The organism is Mesorhizobium sp. PUT5, from assembly GCF_052216645.1.
Classification (GTDB): domain Bacteria; phylum Pseudomonadota; class Alphaproteobacteria; order Rhizobiales; family Rhizobiaceae; genus Mesorhizobium.
Genome location: NZ_JBQOSO010000003.1, coordinates 2,205,767 through 2,223,677, shown reverse-complemented (window position 1 = coordinate 2,223,677; position 17,911 = coordinate 2,205,767). Strand labels below are relative to the sequence as shown.

Genomic DNA, 17,911 nt, shown 5'->3' with positions numbered 1-17,911 from the left:
ATGAATTTCGAGATTTCCCCCCAGGTCGAGGACTACCGCGCCCGTATCGCGGATTTCGCATCCCGCGAAATCCTGCCTCTGGAGGAAGACCGTTCCTCCTATGACGCGCATGAGAACATTGCCCTGCCGGTGCTGGAGACGCTGCGCGCCAAGGCGAAGGCGGCGGGGCTGTGGTGCCTGCAACTCAAGCCCGAAACCGGCGGCGCAGGCATCGGCCGAATGGGCATGGCGGTCTGCTACGAGGAGATGAACCGCTCGATCTTCGGCCCTGTGGTGTTCAATTCCTCCGCGCCGGACGACGGCAACATGATGGTGCTTGAGGCGCTGGGCACGCCCGAGCAGAAGGAAAAATGGCTGAAGCCGATCGTCGAGGGCAAGGTGCGTTCGGCCTTTGCCATGACCGAGCCGCACCCCGGCGGCGGCTCGGACCCGGGGATGATCATGACGCGGGCGGAAAAGCGCGGCGACAAATATGTCGTGACCGGCCGCAAATGGTTCATCACCGGGGCCGGCGAGGCCAGCCATTTCATCCTGATCGCCCGCACATCGGACGATCCGCGCCATGGCCTTTCGGCGCTGCTGTTCCACAAGGACCAGCCCGGCTGGCGTATCCGGCGCCGCATCGACATCATGGGGCCGGAAGAGCATGGCGGCCATTGTGAACTTGAATTCGATGGCCTGGAAATCCCGGCGGACGAATTGCTGCTGGGCGAGGGCAGGGGGCTTAAGGTCACCCAGACCCGGCTTGGCCCCGCGCGCCTGACCCATTGCATGCGCTGGCTGGGGCTGGCCAAGCGCTGTGTCGAGATCGCCCGCGCCTACGCTGCGGAGCGTCAAGGCTTCGGCGTGCGCCTGGCTGACCGCGAGAGCATCCAGGTCAAGCTCGGCGACCTTGCCATGCGCATCGAGATCGGCCGCCTGCTGGTGATGAAGGCGGCATGGGAGCTCGACCGCGGCGGCTTCGCCCGCAAGGAGGTCTCCATGGCCAAGATCCATGTCGCCAACCTGTTGCATGACGCAGCCGATGTCGGCATCCAGATCAATGGCGCGCGTGGCTATTCGAAGGATACGGTGCTGGAATGGATCTACCGCTATGCGCGGCAGGCCCGCCTCGTGGACGGCGCCGACGAGGTGCACAAGATGGTGCTCAACCGCTTCCTCAACGATGAGGGCGCGGACTTCTGGCGCTGGAACGTCGCGGCGAATGCCTGAACATGGCATGCAGGCATCCGCAGCAGGGGAACGTGCAATGAACGCCGATTTCGATCCCGCCGCGCTGGAGCACTTCCTGACGGAGCGCTTCGGCAAGGGCCAACTCGGGCTCGAACGCATCGGCGGCGGTCAATCGAACCCGACCTACTTCGTGGATTTCGGCGGGCGCCGCATGGTGCTGCGCAAGAAGCCGGCGGGTCCGATCCTGCGCGGCGCTCATGCCGTCGATCGCGAGTTCCGGGTGCTGGAGGCGCTGGCGCCGACCGACGTGCCGGTGCCGAAGCCGGTGCTCTATCACGCCGACGATGCCGTGCTGGGCACGCCCTTCTATCTGATGGAGCGGCTGGAAGGGCGCGTCTTCCATGATTGCGCGCTGCCCGGCATGGCGCCGCAGGAGCGTCGCGCCATCTATTTCGCCATGGCCGAGACCCTGGCGAAGCTCCATGCGGTGCGCCCGCACGAGGTCGGGCTCGCGGACTATGGCCGGCCCGGCAACTATTTCGAGCGCCAGATCGGCCGCTGGACCAAGCAATGGCGGGAATCGTCGAGCGAGCCCATTCCGGCGCTCGACGAGGTCGCGGCATGGCTGCCTGCCCATATGCCGCCCGACAGCGGCCACGTCGCCATCGCCCACGGCGATTTCAGGCTCGGCAACCTGCTGTTTCATCCCGACAGGCCGCAGGTTATCGGCATTCTGGACTGGGAACTGTCCACGCTCGGCCACCCGCTCGCAGATCTGGGTTTCTGCTGCATCGCCTGGGAATCGATGCCTGACGAATATGGCGGCATCCGGGGCCTCGACCTCGCCGCGCTCGGCATTCCCGACCAGCGGACCTTCGTGGAGCATTATTTCGCCCATGCCGCGCCCACCGAGCCGCTGGAGCCGTTCCACGTCGTCTTTTCGCTGTTCCGCTTCGCCGTGATCTTCGTCGGCATCGCAGATAGGGCGCGCGCGGGAAATGCCGCCGCATCCGATGCCGCCGACGTCGCCCCGCTGGCGAGGCGATTCGCCGCCAGGGCGCGGGACATCATTTCCGGTTGCTAGCCCCGGCGACGGCCCTCGTTTCGGGTGCGCGGCGCAAGATTTGCGATCAGAAGCGGCGGCCGCTCACCATCATGCCGGCCGGATCGAAATCCGGCTTCGCGCGCTTGACGATATCGGCGGTGATCCGCGCCGATCCCGCCGACATGGTCCAGCCCATATGTCCGTGGCCGACATTGAAGACCATGTTGCTGTACCGCCCGCCACGGCCGAAGATCGGCGTGCCTTCGGGCGTCATCGGCCGCAGGCCGGCCCAGTATTGCGGCGCGCCGTAATTCGCGCCGTTCGGGAAAATGTCGCGGATGGCCGAAAGCATATGCTTGAAGTCTTCGGGGCGGTTCGACTTGTCGTATCCCGCGAACTCGGCGGTCGCCGTCACCCGCAAACGGTCGCCGAAACGCGCATAGGCGACCAAATTGTCCTCGTCGACGCCGCCGATCGAAGGCGGATTGTTGCTGCCGTCGAGCGGCATGGTCACGGAATAGCCCTTGATCGGATAGATCGGCAGCGAAACGCCCAAGGTCCTGGCGAAATCCGGCGCGAACACGCCGAGGCACAGAACATATTCGTCGGCGGAAATGACGCCTCGCGACGTCTTCACCCCGGTGATCCTGTCACCCTTGCTTTCGAAACCGTCGACGGAGGTGTTGAACATGAACTTGACGCCGAGATTGTCGGCGCAGAAGCGCGCGAGATTCTGGGTGAAGACGCGGGCGTCGCCGCTGCCGTCGGAAGGGCAATAGACCGCCCCTGCAAACTTGTCCTTCACGGATTCGAGCGCCGGATCGATACGCGCGGCTTCGCCGGGATCGATGGCGCGCAGGTCCAGCCCTTCCTCGGACAGGATGCGCGTGTTGGCCGCGCCGCGCGCGAAGGATTCGGGCTTGCGGTAGAGATAGAGCAGGCCGCCCTCCCGGCCGTAATATTCCACGCCCGTATCGGCGATGACGCCTTTCAGGCGCTCCTGCGAGTACAGGCACAGGCGCACCTTGCGCTTGGTGTTGGTGCGCGCCTTCTCGGCCGTGCAGTTCAGCAGGAACTTCCAGGACCACGACCACAGGCGCGGGTCGAGGCTGGGCCTGAAGCGCAGCGCCTGGCCGTCGTCGAACAGGGAGCGAAGCAGGATGCGCGGCGCCTTGGGCGAGGACCATGTATAGGCATGGCCGGGCGCGACGAGACCGGCATTGGCAAAGCTGGTCTCGGCCGCCGCCTCGGCAAGCCTGTCCACCACCGTGACCTCATGCCCGTCTCGCGCGAGCTCGTAGGCGGTTGTAACGCCGACGACTCCGGCGCCGAGCACAATCACGCGCATGCTGCTTCTCCGTCTGCTGCGGGAACGGTCAGAGCGCCGCGATCACGGCGATCTCCACCGTGAATTGCGGCGCGGCGAGTTTGGATTCCACGGTCGCGCGAGCAGGCGCACAGTCGGGCGCGACCCAGGCGTCCCATACCGCGTTCATTTCCGCAAAGGTGGAGATGTCGGAAAGCCAGATCGACGCCGACAGCAGCTTGGTCTTGTCGGTGCCTGCCGCGGCGAGCAGAGCATCGATGCGGCTGAGAATGTTGGTGGTCTGGGCGGTGACACTCTGTCCGCCGGCGTCAAGCGCCACCTGGCCGGAAAGATAGGCCACGCCGCCGTGGACGACGGCCTGGCTCATGCGTGCGCCTGGTTCGATGCGCTTGATGTCGCTCATGGGAAAACCTCCGTTTCTGATAGGACTCACTATATGTGGACATAAGTGTATCCACAAGAGGATTGTGAACTGCACCTGGCCGTGGCAAGACTGGGCCAATGCGGAGAAAGTCATGAACATCAATGAAAAACGCGCTGCAACGGACGCCGCTCAATCCCGGCAGCAGCCCCGGCAGGCAAAGACCGGACGGGCGGCCGACAGCGTGGAAAAGGTCTACGAAGCGGTCAAGGAGCTTGCCGTGGAGTACCGGTTCAAGCCGGGCGAACGTGTCAACGAGGTCGAGCTTGCGGCCCGGCTTGGCGTGTCGCGCACGCCCGTGCGCGAGGCCTTGAACCGGCTGGCGCGCGACGGTTTCATGACTTTCGTGCCGAACAGGGGCTTTTATGCGCGCGACATAACGCCTGAAGGGGTGCAGGAGCTCTACGAGCTCCGCGCGGCCATCGAGCGGGCGGCGTTCCGCTTCGCCTGCCAGCGCGGCAGCGACGCCGAAATCGGCGATGCCATCGCCCTGTGGCACGACAACAGCAATCTGGGCCCCACCACGGACTGGGCCAGGGTGGCCGAGGCTGACGAAGCCTTCCATACCGCCATCGTGCGCCTGTCCAAGAACGAGCGGATGCTCAATGCCCTCGAAGGGATCAACTCGCTCATCCGGTTTTTCCGCAGGATCGATCTGGAAAGCAGCCGGCGCCGCGGCGGGCTGTATGACGAGCACGCCGCCATCATAGATTGCCTGAGGCGCCGTGACGGCGAGGCCGGCGGCGAACTGATCGAACGGCACATCACGCTGAGTTCGGCTCATGCCGTGGAGGTCACCAAGGAAGGGCTGGCGCGGATCTTCTTCGGCCGCACCGGCTGAGCGGCGGATCGCAGCCAAACCCTGGAACCGGCGGCAGCGCGATTGTGCCACAATCTCGCCGGGTTCAGGACATAGTTGGTTAATCTGCTGATAAGCAATTCCTGCGCAGATGGACTTTGGGGACCGGGGCGTCGGATGCGTGCATCAGCGGCTTGCCTTGGCTTTCGCAAATGTATCGTGTCGCGGTGCCGCCGTCGGGCCTGAGGGGACCATCGAAGAAATGCAGACATTGACGCGCCAGCGTCTTCGCCGCGCATCCGATTTCATGTTCGTGGTGGTTTCAGCCGGCCTGCTGGCCGCCTGCGCTTCGCCCGAACCCAGGGCCGCGGCCGTCAAGAAGCGGTCCAAGGAGTATTTCGCCGAGAGCGAATACGGCGTGAAGGCGAGCCCCCGGGTAGCCACGGGCAGCAAGATTCCGCGGGGCGGCGGACGCGACCAGCTCGGCAAACCGTATCAGGTGCGCGGCAAGTGGTACTATCCCAAAGAGGACAAGCGCTACGCCAAGGTCGGCAGCGCCTCCTGGTATGGCGACGCCTTCCACGGCCGGCTGACCGCCAATGGTGAAGTCTACGATACCGCCCACCTGACCGCGGCGCACCCGACGATGCCGCTGCCGAGCTATGCGCGCGTTACCAACCTGGCCAACGGCAGTTCCGTCATCGTGAGGGTGAATGACCGTGGCCCTTATCATGAAGGCCGCATCATCGACCTGTCACAGCGCGCGGCCGAAATGCTCGACTACGCCAATGTCGGCACCGCCAACGTCAAGGTGGAATATGTCGGGCGCGCACCGCTCGACGGCGATGACGACCGGTATCTGATGGCATCGTACCATCCGGGCAACCGGGCTCCGGACCCGTCGGTCGGCCTGCCCACCGGGGTGATGATCGCCATGAACGGATCGACCCCCAGCGCCCGTCCCGCGCCGATGCCCGTGCCGTTCCCCCAGCAGATGCTGGCCGAGGCGACCGCCGTCCAGCCGGTGCTGTCGGCGCAGGCCCCGTCCTTTGACGGCATCGCGCTGCCCGAATTCGGCCCCATCGTGCCGCAGCGGCCGGACCTTGCCCTGCCTTCGCAGGTGCCGTTCGCCATCGCCTCGCTGTCCTACGCGGACGAGCGGGTGCAAAGCGCGGCGCGCGCATTCGACGCTTTCGAAAAGGCAGGGCGGGTGAACCCGGACGATCTGGCAAATGCGTGGAAGCGCGCCAATCCCGCCGCCGCGGCTGCCTACAGCCGCGACTATGTCGCGGCGGGTTCCTATGCGGATGCCGCGCAAGCCAGGGCAATCGCGGCGCAGCTTGCCGGATTTGGACGAATCGGCATCGAGCAGAGCCGGCCGGACGGCGCCGGTGGCAAGATATGGTATTCGGTCAATCTCTACCCGGACGGACGCGCCGACCTGGACGCCATGCTGCAGGCGGCATGGTCGCACGGCGCTGCGGACGCTATTGCCGTGCGCGATTGAGGCGGCCCTTGCGGCCCGGTTGTTGATCCGCCCGCAAAGCCTGATAGCCTTGCGGTCTCTCTCTGGCCGAACGCGGGGCTTTCCATTCGCATGATCCGTCGTCTTCGTCGGTTTCTCGCCGGGTTCCTGAGCACCGCGCTGGTCGTGGCATGTGCTGCGCCCGCCGCGGCCCAGCTTTTCGAGACCAAGGCGGCCGAGGCCTTCATGATCGATGCCGGGACGGGCACGGTGCTGTTTTCCAAGGACGCCGACAAGGCGATCCAGCCGGCCTCGCTGGCCAAGCTGATGACGATGGAAATGGCTTTCAACGCCATCAAGACCGGCCGGCTGAAGCGGGAAGACACGTTCGTGGTCAGCGAGCATGCCTGGCGCACCGGCGGGGCGCCGTCCCGCGCCTCCACCATGTTCGCCGCCCTGAAATCCTCCATCCCGCTCGAAGACCTCATCAAGGGCGTTACGGTGCAGGCCGCCAATGACGGCTGCATCATCTTCGCCGAGGGCTATGCCGGCTCGGAGGAGAATTTTGCGATGCAGATGAACGAGCGCGCGCGCCAGATCGGGCTGGAGATGTCGACCTTCGTCAACGCGACCGGACTTCCGGCCCCGGGGCAGAAGACGACCGTGCGGGAATTGACGCTGTTGGCCCTGCATCTGTGGCGCGATTATCCGGACCTTTATGCCGATTACGGCCTCAAGGACTTCACCTGGAACAAGATTTCGCAGCGCAACCGCAACCCGCTGCTTGCGATGGACATCGGCGCCGACGGGCTGGCCGTGGGCGCGAGCGAGGAGGACGGCTTCGGCATCGTCGGTTCAGCCGTGCAGAACGGCAAGCGCGTCATCGCCGCCATGAGCGGGCTGGCCAGCGACCGCGAGCGGGCGGAAGAGGCGCGCAAGCTGATCGAGTGGGGCCTGCGCTCCTTCGAGAAGACCGAGATTTTCGCCATGGACGAGGTGGTAGGCGAGGCGCAGGTTTTCGGTGGCGTCAAATCGGGTGTGAGCTTGAAGGCGAAGGGTCCGGTGGATATCTTTCTGCCGATCGTCAATCGCGACAAGCTGACGGCGCGCATCGTCTATGACGGGCCGTTGCCGGCGCCGGTCGAGGAAGGCCAGAGGGTGGGTTCGTTGCGGGTATGGATCGGCGACACGCTGAGCCAGGAAACGCCTCTATACGCCGCCGAGACGGTCGAGGTCGGAACGCTGCCCGACCGCGCGCTCGACGCGCTGAAGGAGTTGGCCGTGGGCTGGCTTCGTTAGGTGGCACGGATTATGACACCCGGCGCACATTGCGCATGGGACGCAGACGAGCGAAGGCGCGACTATTGGCCAAAGGCTTCTTCATAACCTTCGAGGGCGGGGAGGGCGCCGGCAAGTCCACCCAGATCGCCCGGCTGGCGGCCAAGCTGCGCGCCAAGAAGTACGATGTGGTCGTGACCCGCGAGCCGGGCGGTTCGCCCGGCGCGGAAGCGGTGCGGCATGTGCTCCTGTCGGGCGCCGCCGAGCCGTTCGGCCCGGGCATGGAGGCGCTTCTGTTCGCCGCCGCGCGCTCGGACCATGTCGAGCAGGTCATCCGTCCGGCCGTGGATCGCGGCGCCATCGTGCTATGCGACCGCTTCATGGATTCCTCGCGCGTCTATCAGGGGGTCACCGGCGGGCTCGACCCCGCCTTCATGCGCGCGCTGGAGCGCGTTGCCGTTAATGGCATGGTGCCGGACCGGACGCTCATTCTCGATCTCGACGCCGAGGAGGGGCTGCGGCGTGCCGGCGACCGGCGCGGTGCCGGCGACGCGCCCGACCGCTACGAGAAGGAAACGCTGGCCGTCCATCAACGCCGGCGCGACGCATTCCTGGCGATCGCGGCCGCAGAACCGGAGCGCTGCATCGTCATCGATGCTTCCGGAGACATGGGCGTGGTGGAAGACCGTGTGACAGCCGCCATATTTGCCGCGCTGGAAGTGAAGCTGCCGGCGCGCGGCCGCCGACAGGCGACGCCGGCATGATGTTCGAACGGATCGCCCCCGAGCAGCACGACATGCTGGACGGCGTGCCGTCGCCGGCCGAGACCCTGCGCCTTTTTGGACATTCCGAAACGGCGTCGATCCTTGCCGCCGCCTATCGCGCCGGCAAACTTCCACACGCCCTGATCCTGGCCGGCCCGCTCGGGATCGGCAAGGCCACGCTGGCCTTCCATCTGGCGCACCACCTGCTGAAATATCCGCAACCCGCCTCGGCGCCGGAAACGCTCGATGCGCCCGACCCGGCCTCGCCGCTGTTTCGCCAGATCGCCACCGGCGCGCATCCTTCGGTGCTGCACCTGACGCGGCCGCTCAATGACCGCACCAAGGCCTTCAAGACCGTGCTCACCGTGGACGAGATCCGCAAGGTGGGCGGTTTCCTGTCGATGACGTCGCATGATGGCGGCCACCGGGTGGTCATCATCGACCCGGCCGACGACATGAACACCAATGCCGCCAATGCGTTGCTGAAGAATCTTGAAGAACCGCCCAAGCGCACGCTCTTCATCCTGATCGTGCATGCGCCCGGCAGCCTCCTGCCCACGATCCGCTCCCGCTGCCAGATGATGCGGCTCAACCCGCTCGGCGAGGCTGATCTGATGCGGGTCCTGGACGGGCTGGAGCCGCCACCGCCGCAGGAACCGGCCGCGCGCGCTGCGCTGGCGGTCAGGGCAGGGGGCAGCGCCCGTGCGGCGGTCCTGCTCACCCAATATGGCGGGCTGGAGATCGCCGAGGCGCTAAGCGCGCTGGCGAGGGCGCCCGGCATGGACGTCGCCGCGGCCTACCGGCTTGCGGAGGCGGTTGCCGGCCGCGACCAGACGGTGCAGTTCGGCATTTTCAACCGCCATGCGCTCGATCTGCTTGCCGACGGCGCCAGCGCTGCCGCGCTTGCCGGCGACCTTGCCAGGGCCAAAGCGCTGTCGGATGCTTGGCAAGAGGCTCTGGACGCGATATCTGAGACCGAAACCTACAATCTCGACAAGAAGCAGCACGCGCTCACGATGATCGACCGCCTGAATTCTGCAATGCGAATGTGACGCGTGGTGCGGGATGGCAATCGCCGTCCCGATGCGATAATTCACGCCCGACATCATTCCATTTCAGATTTCCGACGGTCCGCACATGTCACGCGAAAAATTTTACGTCACCACGCCGATATTCTACCCGAACGGCAAGCCGCATATCGGCCACGCCTACAACGTCATCGCCACCGACGTGCTGGCGCGCTTCCAGCGGCTCGACGGCAAGGATGTGTTCTTCCTGACCGGAACGGACGAGCACGGCCTGAAGATGCAGCAGAACGCCGAGGCCGAAGGCATCACGCCGAAGGAACTCGCCGACCGCAACTCGGCGATCTTCCGCGAAATGGACGAAAAGCTCGGCATCTCCAACGACCAGTTCATCCGCACCACCGAACCGCGCCACTACCGCGCCAGCCAGGCTATCTGGGAAAAGATGGCGGCCAATGGCGACATCTATCTCGGCGGCTATTCCGGCTGGTATTCGGTGCGCCAGGAGGCCTATTTCGACGAATCCGAGACCACGGTGGGCGAAGACGGCGTGCGGCGCGAACCGCTCGGCTCGCCGGTGGAATGGAACGAGGAGCAGACCTATTTCTTTCGCCTCTCGGCCTATCAGGACAGGCTGCTGGCCCATTACAAAGCCAACCCCGACTTCATCGGCCCGGCCGAGCGCCGCAACGAGATCGTCAGCTTCGTGAAATCCGGCCTGCGCGATCTTTCCATCTCGCGCTCGACCTTCAAGTGGGGCGTGCCGGTGCCGGGCGACGACAAGCATGTGATGTATGTGTGGGTCGATGCGCTCACCAATTACATCACGGCCGCAGGCTATCCTGATGAAAACTCGGAGAATTGGCACTATTGGCCGGCGAACGCCCACATCATCGGCAAGGACATCATCCGCTTCCATGCGGTCTACTGGCCGGCGTTTCTGATGTCGGCCGGGATTGCGCTGCCGAAGCGCATCTTCGCCCACGGCTTCCTGTTCAACCGCGGCGAGAAGATGTCGAAATCGGTCGGCAACGTCGTCGACCCGTTCACCATGGTCGACCACTACGGGCTGGACCAGGTGCGCTATTACTTCATGCGCGAGGTGCCGTTCGGCCAGGACGGAAGCTACAGCCACGAGGCCATCGTCAATCGCACCAATGCCGACCTCGCCAACGATCTCGGCAATCTGGCCCAGCGCTCGCTGTCGATGATCGCCAAGAACTGCGGCGGCCAGGTGCCGAAGCGCGGCGACCTCCTGGAAGCCGACCGCGACATCCTCGACCGGGCGGTGGAGGCCCTTGACGCCGCGCGCAAGGCGATGGGCGAACAGGGCATCCATGTGGCGCTGGCCTCGATCTTCTCCGTCGTCGCCGAGGCCAATCGTTACTTCGCCGCGCAGGAGCCCTGGGCGCTGAAGAAGACCGACCCCGCCCGCATGGAGACGGTGCTGTGGACGACCGCAGAGGTGATCCGGAGGGTGGCCGTGCTGTGCCAGCCCTTTATCCCCACTTCGGCGGGCAAGCTGCTCGACATGCTGGCCGTGGGCGATGAAGCGAGAAGTTTCGGCCATGTGGCAGCGGACCATGCGCTGATGCCCGGCACGGCGCTGCCGGCGCCGCAGCCGGTGTTTCCGCGCTATGTCGAGCCTGTGGATGGAAACGCCTGATGCTGGTCGACAGCCATTGCCACCTCGACTTTCCGGATTTCGCCGAGGAGCGGCAAGATATCGTCGCCCGCGCCCTGGCGGCCGGGGTCGGGCGCATGGTGACGATCTCGACCAGGGTCAGGAAGTTCCAGCAGGTTCTTGAGATCGCGGAATCTTTCGAAGAGGTCTATTGCTCGGTCGGCACCCATCCGCACAACGCCGCGGAAGAGCTGGACGTGACCGCGGCCGAGCTGGTGCGCCTTGCCGCGCATCCCAAGGTGGTGGCGATCGGCGAGGCCGGGCTCGATTACCACTACGATTACGCTCCGCGCGAGGCGCAGGCACAGGGCTTGCGCACCCACATCGCCGCCGCCCGCGAGACAGGCCTGCCGCTGGTCATCCATGCGCGTTCGGCAGACGAAGACATGGCCGCGATCCTGGAGGAGGAGACGGGGAAGGGGGCCTTCCCCTTTATCCTGCACTGCTTTTCCTCCGGCCCGCGGCTGGCGGAGGTGGGCGTGGCGCTGGGAGGCCATATCTCCTTTTCCGGCATCATCACCTTCAAGAACTCGGCAGAATTGCGCGAGATCGCAGCGCGGGTGCCGCGCGAGCGGCTGCTGGTGGAGACGGATGCGCCTTATCTGGCCCCCGTGCCGCATCGCGGCCGCCGCAACGAGCCTGCCTATGTCGCCGAGACGGCAAAGGTGCTGGCGGCCACGATCGGTGTGAGCGAGCAGGAAGTCGCCGACATCACCACGCAGAACGTCTTCCGGCTGTTTTCCAAGATGCCGCGCCCGACGCAAAGGGGCGGCTGAGCGGTGGGCGACCGGCTGCGCTTCACCCTGCTCGGCTGCGGCTCCTCGCCCGGCACGCCGCGAATTACCGGCGACTGGGGCAATTGCGACCCTACCAACCCGAAGAACCGGCGCATGCGCGCGGCCGCGCTGGTGGAGCGAATCTCGGCCAGCGGCGCAAAGACCACCGTGGTCATCGACACCGGGCCGGATTTTCGCGCACAGATGCTGATGGCGGGCGTGAAGCGTGTCGATGCGGTGATCTACACCCATCCGCATGCCGACCACATCCACGGCATAGACGATCTGCGCGGCTTCGTCCTGGAGCAGCGCAAGCTGATCGACATTTATGCCGACGGACCCACCATGGAGCGGCTGCGAGCGGCCTTCGGCTATTGCTTCGAGACGCCGCACGGCAGTTCCTATCCGCCGATCCTGTGGGCGCGCACCATCGACCACGACCGGCCGGTGGTTGTCGCGGGCGAGGGGGGCTCCCTCTCCTTCCAGCCGCTGCCGCAGGTTCACGGAGACATCGTCTCGCTCGGTTTCCGGGTCGGCGGGCTGGCCTATTGCCCCGACGTCAGCGCCTTTCCGAAGGCGACCGCCGAACGGCTCGGCGGGCTCGAGCTGCTGGTGATCGACGCACTGCAATACAGGACGCACCCCAGCCATTTTTCGCTGGGCGAAGCGCTGGAATGGATCGAGAAGCTGGCGCCGAGAAAGGCGGTGCTGACGCATATGCACGTGCCGCTCGACTACGACACGGTGATGGCCGAGACGCCTGCGCGTGTCGAGCCGGGATATGACGGCATGATCGTGGAAATAGCTTATGATTCAATGTGAAATGGCGAGTTCTTCATGGCGGGAAGTATCGAGCGCGTAACACAGGCTGCGGCGGATGCCGGGCTGGACATCGAGGTCAGGCGCATGGGCGCGTCCACCAGGACCGCAGAGGAAGCCGCGCAGCAATGCGGCTGCACGGTGGCGCAGATCGTCAAGTCGCTGGTCTTTCAAGGCGAGACCAGCGACAGGCTCTATCTGTTCCTGGTCTCGGGCTCTAACCAGCTCGACCTCGGCAAGGCCGCCGCGCTGGCGGGAGAAGCGCTGAAGCGCGCCGAGCCGCGCCATATCCGCGATCAGACCGGCTTTGCCATCGGCGGCGTTTCACCGCTCGGCCACCTGATCGCCATTCCTGCTTTTGCGGACGAGACGCTGCTGGGCTTCGAGCGCGTTTGGGCCGCGGCCGGGGCGCATGACGCGGTCTTTGCCGCTGCGCCGGCAGCGCTGGTCAAGGCTGCAAAGGCAGCCGTGGTGCCGCTGGCGGCGTAGTTCGTGGCCACGACATAAAGCCGAACGGCACAAGCATCGGTTCCATAATCTATCTTATGCGACTTTTACATGAGCCTCTCGTATCGTGAGGCGCCGGCTCCTTTTCTCGTCCCCGTTCCTCCTATGCGCCCTTTGCCATCCAGGTGCGACATTTTGCACTTGCGAGCGATTGTTGCGCTGCAACAAAGAGCGTTTGCGCAACTCGTCCTAGTTTCCTGGCCATGAAGACAGGCAACCTTCATGAAGGAGATGGAAAGATGCTGACGAGACGCGAAGCTCTTTTGGGTACGGTCACCGGTGCGGCAACCGCCGCGGTGCTGGCGGCCATGTCGGCCACGCCGGCCCGCGCGCAGCCGCAGCCCGTCGATGTGAGCAAGCTGCCGCGCGAGAAGGTCGCGCTGGTCGCCCCGCCCTTCGTGCATGCGCACGAGCAGGTCGCCACGGGCGGCCCCAAGATCGTCGAGTTCCAGTTGACGATCAAGGAGCAGCCGATGGTCATCGACGACGAAGGCACGACCCTGCAGGCCATGACCTTCAACGGCTCGATCCCGGCGCCGATGATGGTGGTGCACGAGGGCGACTATGTCGAACTGACGCTGGTCAACCCAGAAACCAACGAGATGCCGCACAATGTGGACTTCCATGCGGCGACCGGCGCCCTGGGCGGCGCCAAGCTGACGGAGGTCAACCCCGGCGAGCAGGCGACGCTGCGCTTCAAGGCTACGCGGGCCGGCACCTTCGTCTATCACTGCGCACCTGCGGGCATGATCCCCTGGCACGTGGTGTCGGGCATGAGCGGCACGATCATGGTGTTGCCGCGCGACGGGCTGAAGGACGAGAACGGCAAGCCGCTGAAATACGACCGCCTCTTCTACATCGGCGAGAACGACTTCTACATCCCGCGCGACGAAAACGGCAAGTTCCGCAACTACGCCTCGCTGGGCGAGAGCTACGACGACACGCTGAAGGTCATGCGCGGGCTGGTTCCCACCCATGTCGTCTTCAACGGCAAGGTCGGTGCGCTCACGGGCGACAACGCGCTGAAGGCCAATGTCGGTGAAACGGTGCTGTTCGTGCATTCGCAGGCCAACCGCGACACGCGCCCTCACCTGATCGGCGGCCATGGCGACCATGTGTGGGAGATGGGCAAGTTCCATAATCCCCCGGCCAAGGACCTCGAGACCTGGTTCGTGCGCGGCGGATCGGCCGCGGCTGCGCTCTACACCTTCCGGCAGCCGGGCATCTACGCCTACGTCAACCACAACCTCATCGAGGCGGCCGAACTCGGCGCCACCGCTCATGTCATGGTGGACGGCGAATGGGACAACGACCTGATGGCGCAGGTGAAGGCTCCGGCTCCGATCGCAACCTACTGACGGGCGAGCGCGAGCAGTCGAACGGGCGGCCCGTCGGTTTCCGGCGGGCCTTTTTCTGGAGGATATGGTCATGAAACTGGCGACCCCCGCAGCCCTGGCGGCAACGGTACTGGCCTTCGCCGCCGCTCCGGTCCTGTGGCATCCGGCAGACAGGGCCGCAATGCCCGTCGAGACCGTAACGGTGGCGCCCGGCTCCTTCGTCTTTCGCTTGCCAGGCGAATATCTCAAGGCCGACTGGCCGGTCGACGCACCGAAGCGCAACGTGACCTTCCGGCGCGGATTCGACATCATGAAATTCCAGGTCAGCGCTGCCGACTATGCCGGCTGCGTGGCCGATGGGGCGTGCGAGGCGCCGGAAGGCGGCCGCAAGGCTTCCGCCGACATGCCCGTCACCGGGGTGAGCTATCGCGATGCCGTCACCTATGCCGCGTGGCTGTCGCAAAAGACCGGCGACACCTGGCGCCTGCCCTCCGACGAGGAATGGGCCTTTGCGGCCGCCGAGCGCATGAATGACGACGCGCTCGGGGTGGAAGACGACGGCGCCAACCCCGTCGCCCGCTGGCTGGCGCGCTATCGCGCCGAGTCCGGCACGGGCCCGCGCGATGCCGAGCCGAGGCCGCTCGGCCATTTCGGGACGAACGGCAAGGGCCTTGCGGATGTCGCCGGCAATGTCTGGGAATGGACGACGAGCTGCTATATGCGCGCCACGATTGCGGCGGACGGCAGCGTGGCGCAGAGCATCGAGAATTGCGGGGTTCGCGTGGTCGGCGGCCGTCACCGCGGCTACATGTCGAACTTCATCCGCGACGGCAAGAGCGGCGGCTGCGCCGCCGGCATCGCGCCGGACAATCTCGGCATCCGGCTGGTTCGGGAAGCCCCTTCCCTGCTGGCCAGCTTCAAGGCGCTGGTGGCGCGCGCGATGAGCTGAGCGCCGGTTCCAATCTTCGGTTGCAGGCCGGCCTTGCTGGATCGGCCTGATGCGCTATCTTGGCATTGCGATCCCGAACGGGAAAACCTTGACCAGCGCGCGCAAGGCAATCGATGGAACTCGATCCCCTGCTCCTGTCCCGCCTGCAGTTCGTATGGGTCGTCGGCTGGCACATCCTGCTGCCGGCCTTCACGGTGGGGCTGGCTTCCTACATCGCGCTTCTGGAAGGCATACATTTCTTCACCGGGCGCGAGATCTATTTCCGCATTTCCGGCTTCTGGATAAAGATCTTCTCCGTCGCCTTCGGCATGGGGGTGGTGTCGGGCATCGTCATGCCCTTTCAGTTCGGCACCAACTGGAGCCGCTACTCCGACGCCACGGCGAACGTCCTATCGCCGCTCTTCGCCTATGAAGGCCTGACCGCCTTCTTCCTGGAGGCCGCATTCCTGGGCGTCCTGTTGTTCGGGCGCAGCCTGGTGCCACGCTGGGCACATTTCGTCGCGGCGCTGATGGTGGCTTTCGGCACGTTGCTGTCCTCCTTCTGGATATTGTCCGCCAACAGTTGGATGCAGACACCGGCAGGCTACGAACTGGTCGATGGCCGCTTCTATCCCAAGGACTGGTTCGCCATCATCTTCAACCCGTCCTTCCCCTATCGTCTCGGCCATACAGTCGTCGGCTTCTACGTCACCACCGCCTTCGTCGTGGCCGGTGTCGCGGCATGGCTCATCCGGCGGGGTCGATTCGTGGCGGAAGGCACGCGCATGCTGTCCATGACGCTGTGGCTGCTCACCGTCCTGGTGCCCTTGCAGATATTGCTGGGCGACGAACATGGTCTCAACACGCTCGAACACCAGCCGGCCAAGCTGGCCGCGATAGAGGCGCACTGGGAAACGGGGCGGCGCGTGCCGCTCGTGCTGTTCGCGGTGCCGGACGAGCAGAACGAGGCCAACCGCTATGCGATCGAGGCGCCGGTGCTGGGCAGCCTCATCCTGATGCACGACCTCAACGGCGAGGTTCGCGGTCTGAAGGACTGGCCGCGCGACCAGCGGCCGCCGGTCGCCATTCCCTTCTTCGCCTTCCGCATCATGGTCGGCATCGGGCTGCTTATGCTGGCCGTTGTGGTGGCGAGCTGGTGGCTGCGTTGGAAGGGCCGGCTCTACGACAGCACCTGGTTCCTGCGCGCCTGCGAATGGATGGCGCCGCTCGGCTTCGTCGCCGTGCTGGCCGGCTGGACCACGACGGAGGTAGGCCGCCAGCCCTGGACGGTCTACGGCCTGCTGCGAACCGCCGATTCGGTCTCGCCGTCGCTCAGCGGAAGCGACGTGCTGATCTCGCTGCTCGGCTATATGGTCGCCTATTTGGTGATCTTCCCGGCCGGACTGCTGATCATGGCGCGGTTCGTGCGCAAGGGACCGCAAGAAGCCGAGGACGAGCAGGAAGAGTTCGAAGAGATCGAGAGCGGCCGTCCCGGAGGGCCGGTCCGCGCCCTGCCCGGCTCGGTACAGGGAAAGGCCGACTGATCATGGAGCCGCTGGTTCTCGACTTCGTGCCGCTGTGGACGCTTATCCTCGGGATCGGCGTATGCTTCTATGTGATCCTAGACGGTTTCGATCTGGGCGTCGGCATCCTCTTCGGCTTCCAGCCGGATACCGAGTCCCGCAACATGGTGATGAATTCGATCGCGCCGATCTGGGACGGCAACGAGACCTGGCTGGTGCTCGGCGGGCTGGCGCTGCTGGCCGCCTTCCCGCTGGCCTTCGCCATCATCGTTCCGGCCGTCTATTTTCCCATACTGGTCATGCTCCTGGCGCTGATCTTTCGGGGCGTCGCGTTCGAGTTCCGCTATCGGGACGCGGAGCACAAGACCTTCTGGGACCACGGCTTTTCATGGGGCTCCACCATCGCCACCTTTGCCCAGGGCATGGTGCTGGGCGCATTCATCCAGGGCTTCCAGGTCGAAGGCCGCCATTTCGTCGGCTCGTCATGGGATTTCATCACGCCGTTCTCGATCCTCACCGGCATCGCGCTGGTCTTCGGCTACGGGCTGCTGGGCGCGGGGTGGCTGATCCTCAAGACCGAAGGCGAGTTGCAGGATCGCGCGCGCCGGCTTGGCCGCTGGTGCTTCCTCGGGGTGTTCGCCGCCATCTGCATCGTCAGCATCTGGACCCCGCTGATGAATGCCGACATCGCCGCACGGTGGTTCACATGGCCGAACATGGCGTTCCTGGCGCCGGTCCCGGTGGTGACCGCCCTGCTCGGCTGGCTGGAGTGGCGCTCGCTCAACAACCGCTCGGAAGCCCTGCCTTTCATCGCCGCCATCGGGCTGTTCCTGGTTTCCTATCTCGGCATCGGCATCAGCCTGTGGCCGTTGATCGTCCCGCACACCTACACCTTGTGGGACGCCGCCTCGGCGCAGAGCACGCAGGCGTTCCTGATGGTCGGCACGCTTTTTCTGCTGCCGGTCATCCTCATGTATACGGGCTGGTCCTACTGGGTGTTCCGCGGCAAGGTGCGGGCCGACATCGGCTACCACTGAGGG

The 17,911-nt window shown here is 65.4% G+C and carries 17 protein-coding genes; 15 read left to right on the top strand and 2 right to left on the bottom strand.

Features of this window, described 5'->3' with window-relative positions; genetic code table 11:
* Nucleotides 1-1,212: an acyl-CoA dehydrogenase family protein gene (locus ACTDI4_RS12345; protein WP_442841428.1), complete on the top strand. Its 1,212-nt coding sequence runs from the start codon at nt 1-3 to the stop codon at nt 1,210-1,212.
* 37 nt (nt 1,213-1,249) lie between these two features.
* Entirely contained in the window at nt 1,250-2,257 is a 1,008-nt protein-coding gene (locus ACTDI4_RS12340) for a phosphotransferase family protein (RefSeq protein ID WP_442841427.1), read from the top strand.
* Between the two features lie 46 nt (nt 2,258-2,303).
* Here ACTDI4_RS12340 and ACTDI4_RS12335 read toward each other — a convergent pair whose 3' ends face one another.
* Nucleotides 2,304-3,566: a D-amino acid dehydrogenase gene (locus ACTDI4_RS12335; protein ID WP_442841426.1), complete on the bottom strand. Its 1,263-nt coding sequence runs from the start codon at nt 3,564-3,566 to the stop codon at nt 2,304-2,306.
* 28 nt (nt 3,567-3,594) lie between these two features.
* Nucleotides 3,595-3,948 carry a RidA family protein gene (locus tag ACTDI4_RS12330; RefSeq protein ID WP_442841425.1) on the bottom strand — a complete coding sequence of 118 codons (354 nt, stop codon included), beginning with the start codon at nt 3,946-3,948 and terminating at the stop codon, nt 3,595-3,597.
* On the opposite strand from ACTDI4_RS12330, the gene ACTDI4_RS12325 reads away from it, so the two are divergent.
* The 13 genes from ACTDI4_RS12325 (at nt 3,938) to cydB (ending at nt 17,908) form a co-directional block, all read left to right on the top strand.
* Entirely contained in the window at nt 3,938-4,807 is an 870-nt protein-coding gene (locus ACTDI4_RS12325) for a GntR family transcriptional regulator (protein WP_442841424.1), read from the top strand. The two genes, ACTDI4_RS12330 and ACTDI4_RS12325, sit on opposite strands and share 11 nt — an antisense overlap.
* A gap of 220 nt (nt 4,808-5,027) precedes the next feature.
* Nucleotides 5,028-6,272 carry a septal ring lytic transglycosylase RlpA family protein gene (locus ACTDI4_RS12320; protein ID WP_442841423.1) on the top strand — a complete coding sequence of 415 codons (1,245 nt, stop codon included), beginning with the start codon at nt 5,028-5,030 and terminating at the stop codon, nt 6,270-6,272.
* A 90-nt stretch (nt 6,273-6,362) separates the two neighbouring features.
* Complete coding sequence (locus ACTDI4_RS12315; protein ID WP_442841422.1) at nt 6,363-7,529, top strand: D-alanyl-D-alanine carboxypeptidase family protein; 1,167 nt, start codon at nt 6,363-6,365, stop codon at nt 7,527-7,529.
* A gap of 65 nt (nt 7,530-7,594) precedes the next feature.
* Nucleotides 7,595-8,272 (top strand): dTMP kinase, encoded by a 678-nt coding sequence (gene tmk / locus ACTDI4_RS12310; protein WP_442841421.1) that lies wholly within the window; start codon nt 7,595-7,597, stop codon nt 8,270-8,272.
* A complete protein-coding gene (locus ACTDI4_RS12305; RefSeq protein WP_442841420.1) occupies nt 8,269-9,324 on the top strand; it encodes a DNA polymerase III subunit delta' in 1,056 nt (351 codons plus the stop codon). Before tmk ends, ACTDI4_RS12305 begins: the two co-directional genes overlap by 4 nt.
* A gap of 85 nt (nt 9,325-9,409) precedes the next feature.
* Nucleotides 9,410-10,963: a methionine--tRNA ligase gene (gene metG, locus ACTDI4_RS12300; protein WP_442841419.1), complete on the top strand. Its 1,554-nt coding sequence runs from the start codon at nt 9,410-9,412 to the stop codon at nt 10,961-10,963.
* Nucleotides 10,963-11,757 (top strand): TatD family hydrolase, encoded by a 795-nt coding sequence (locus tag ACTDI4_RS12295; protein ID WP_442841418.1) that lies wholly within the window; start codon nt 10,963-10,965, stop codon nt 11,755-11,757. The genes metG and ACTDI4_RS12295 overlap by 1 nt, the downstream gene beginning before the upstream one ends.
* Nucleotides 11,758-11,760: 3 nt before the next feature.
* The gene (locus ACTDI4_RS12290) at nt 11,761-12,579 is read left to right on the top strand and encodes an MBL fold metallo-hydrolase (RefSeq protein WP_442841417.1); all 819 of its coding nucleotides are present in this window, start codon (nt 11,761-11,763) and stop codon (nt 12,577-12,579) included.
* Nucleotides 12,580-12,594: 15 nt separating this feature from the next.
* Nucleotides 12,595-13,065: a YbaK/EbsC family protein gene (locus ACTDI4_RS12285; protein WP_442841416.1), complete on the top strand. Its 471-nt coding sequence runs from the start codon at nt 12,595-12,597 to the stop codon at nt 13,063-13,065.
* A gap of 257 nt (nt 13,066-13,322) precedes the next feature.
* Nucleotides 13,323-14,441 carry a copper-containing nitrite reductase gene (nirK, locus tag ACTDI4_RS12280; RefSeq protein WP_442841415.1) on the top strand — a complete coding sequence of 373 codons (1,119 nt, stop codon included), beginning with the start codon at nt 13,323-13,325 and terminating at the stop codon, nt 14,439-14,441.
* Between the two features lie 70 nt (nt 14,442-14,511).
* Entirely contained in the window at nt 14,512-15,369 is an 858-nt protein-coding gene (locus ACTDI4_RS12275) for an SUMF1/EgtB/PvdO family nonheme iron enzyme (RefSeq protein WP_442841414.1), read from the top strand.
* Nucleotides 15,370-15,482: 113 nt separating this feature from the next.
* On the top strand, nt 15,483-16,892 hold the full coding sequence (locus ACTDI4_RS12270) for a cytochrome ubiquinol oxidase subunit I (protein ID WP_442841413.1): 1,410 nt from the start codon (nt 15,483-15,485) through the stop codon (nt 16,890-16,892).
* Between the two features lie 2 nt (nt 16,893-16,894).
* Entirely contained in the window at nt 16,895-17,908 is a 1,014-nt protein-coding gene (gene cydB, locus ACTDI4_RS12265; RefSeq protein ID WP_442841412.1) for a cytochrome d ubiquinol oxidase subunit II, read from the top strand.
* Nucleotides 17,909-17,911: the final 3 nt, after the last annotated feature.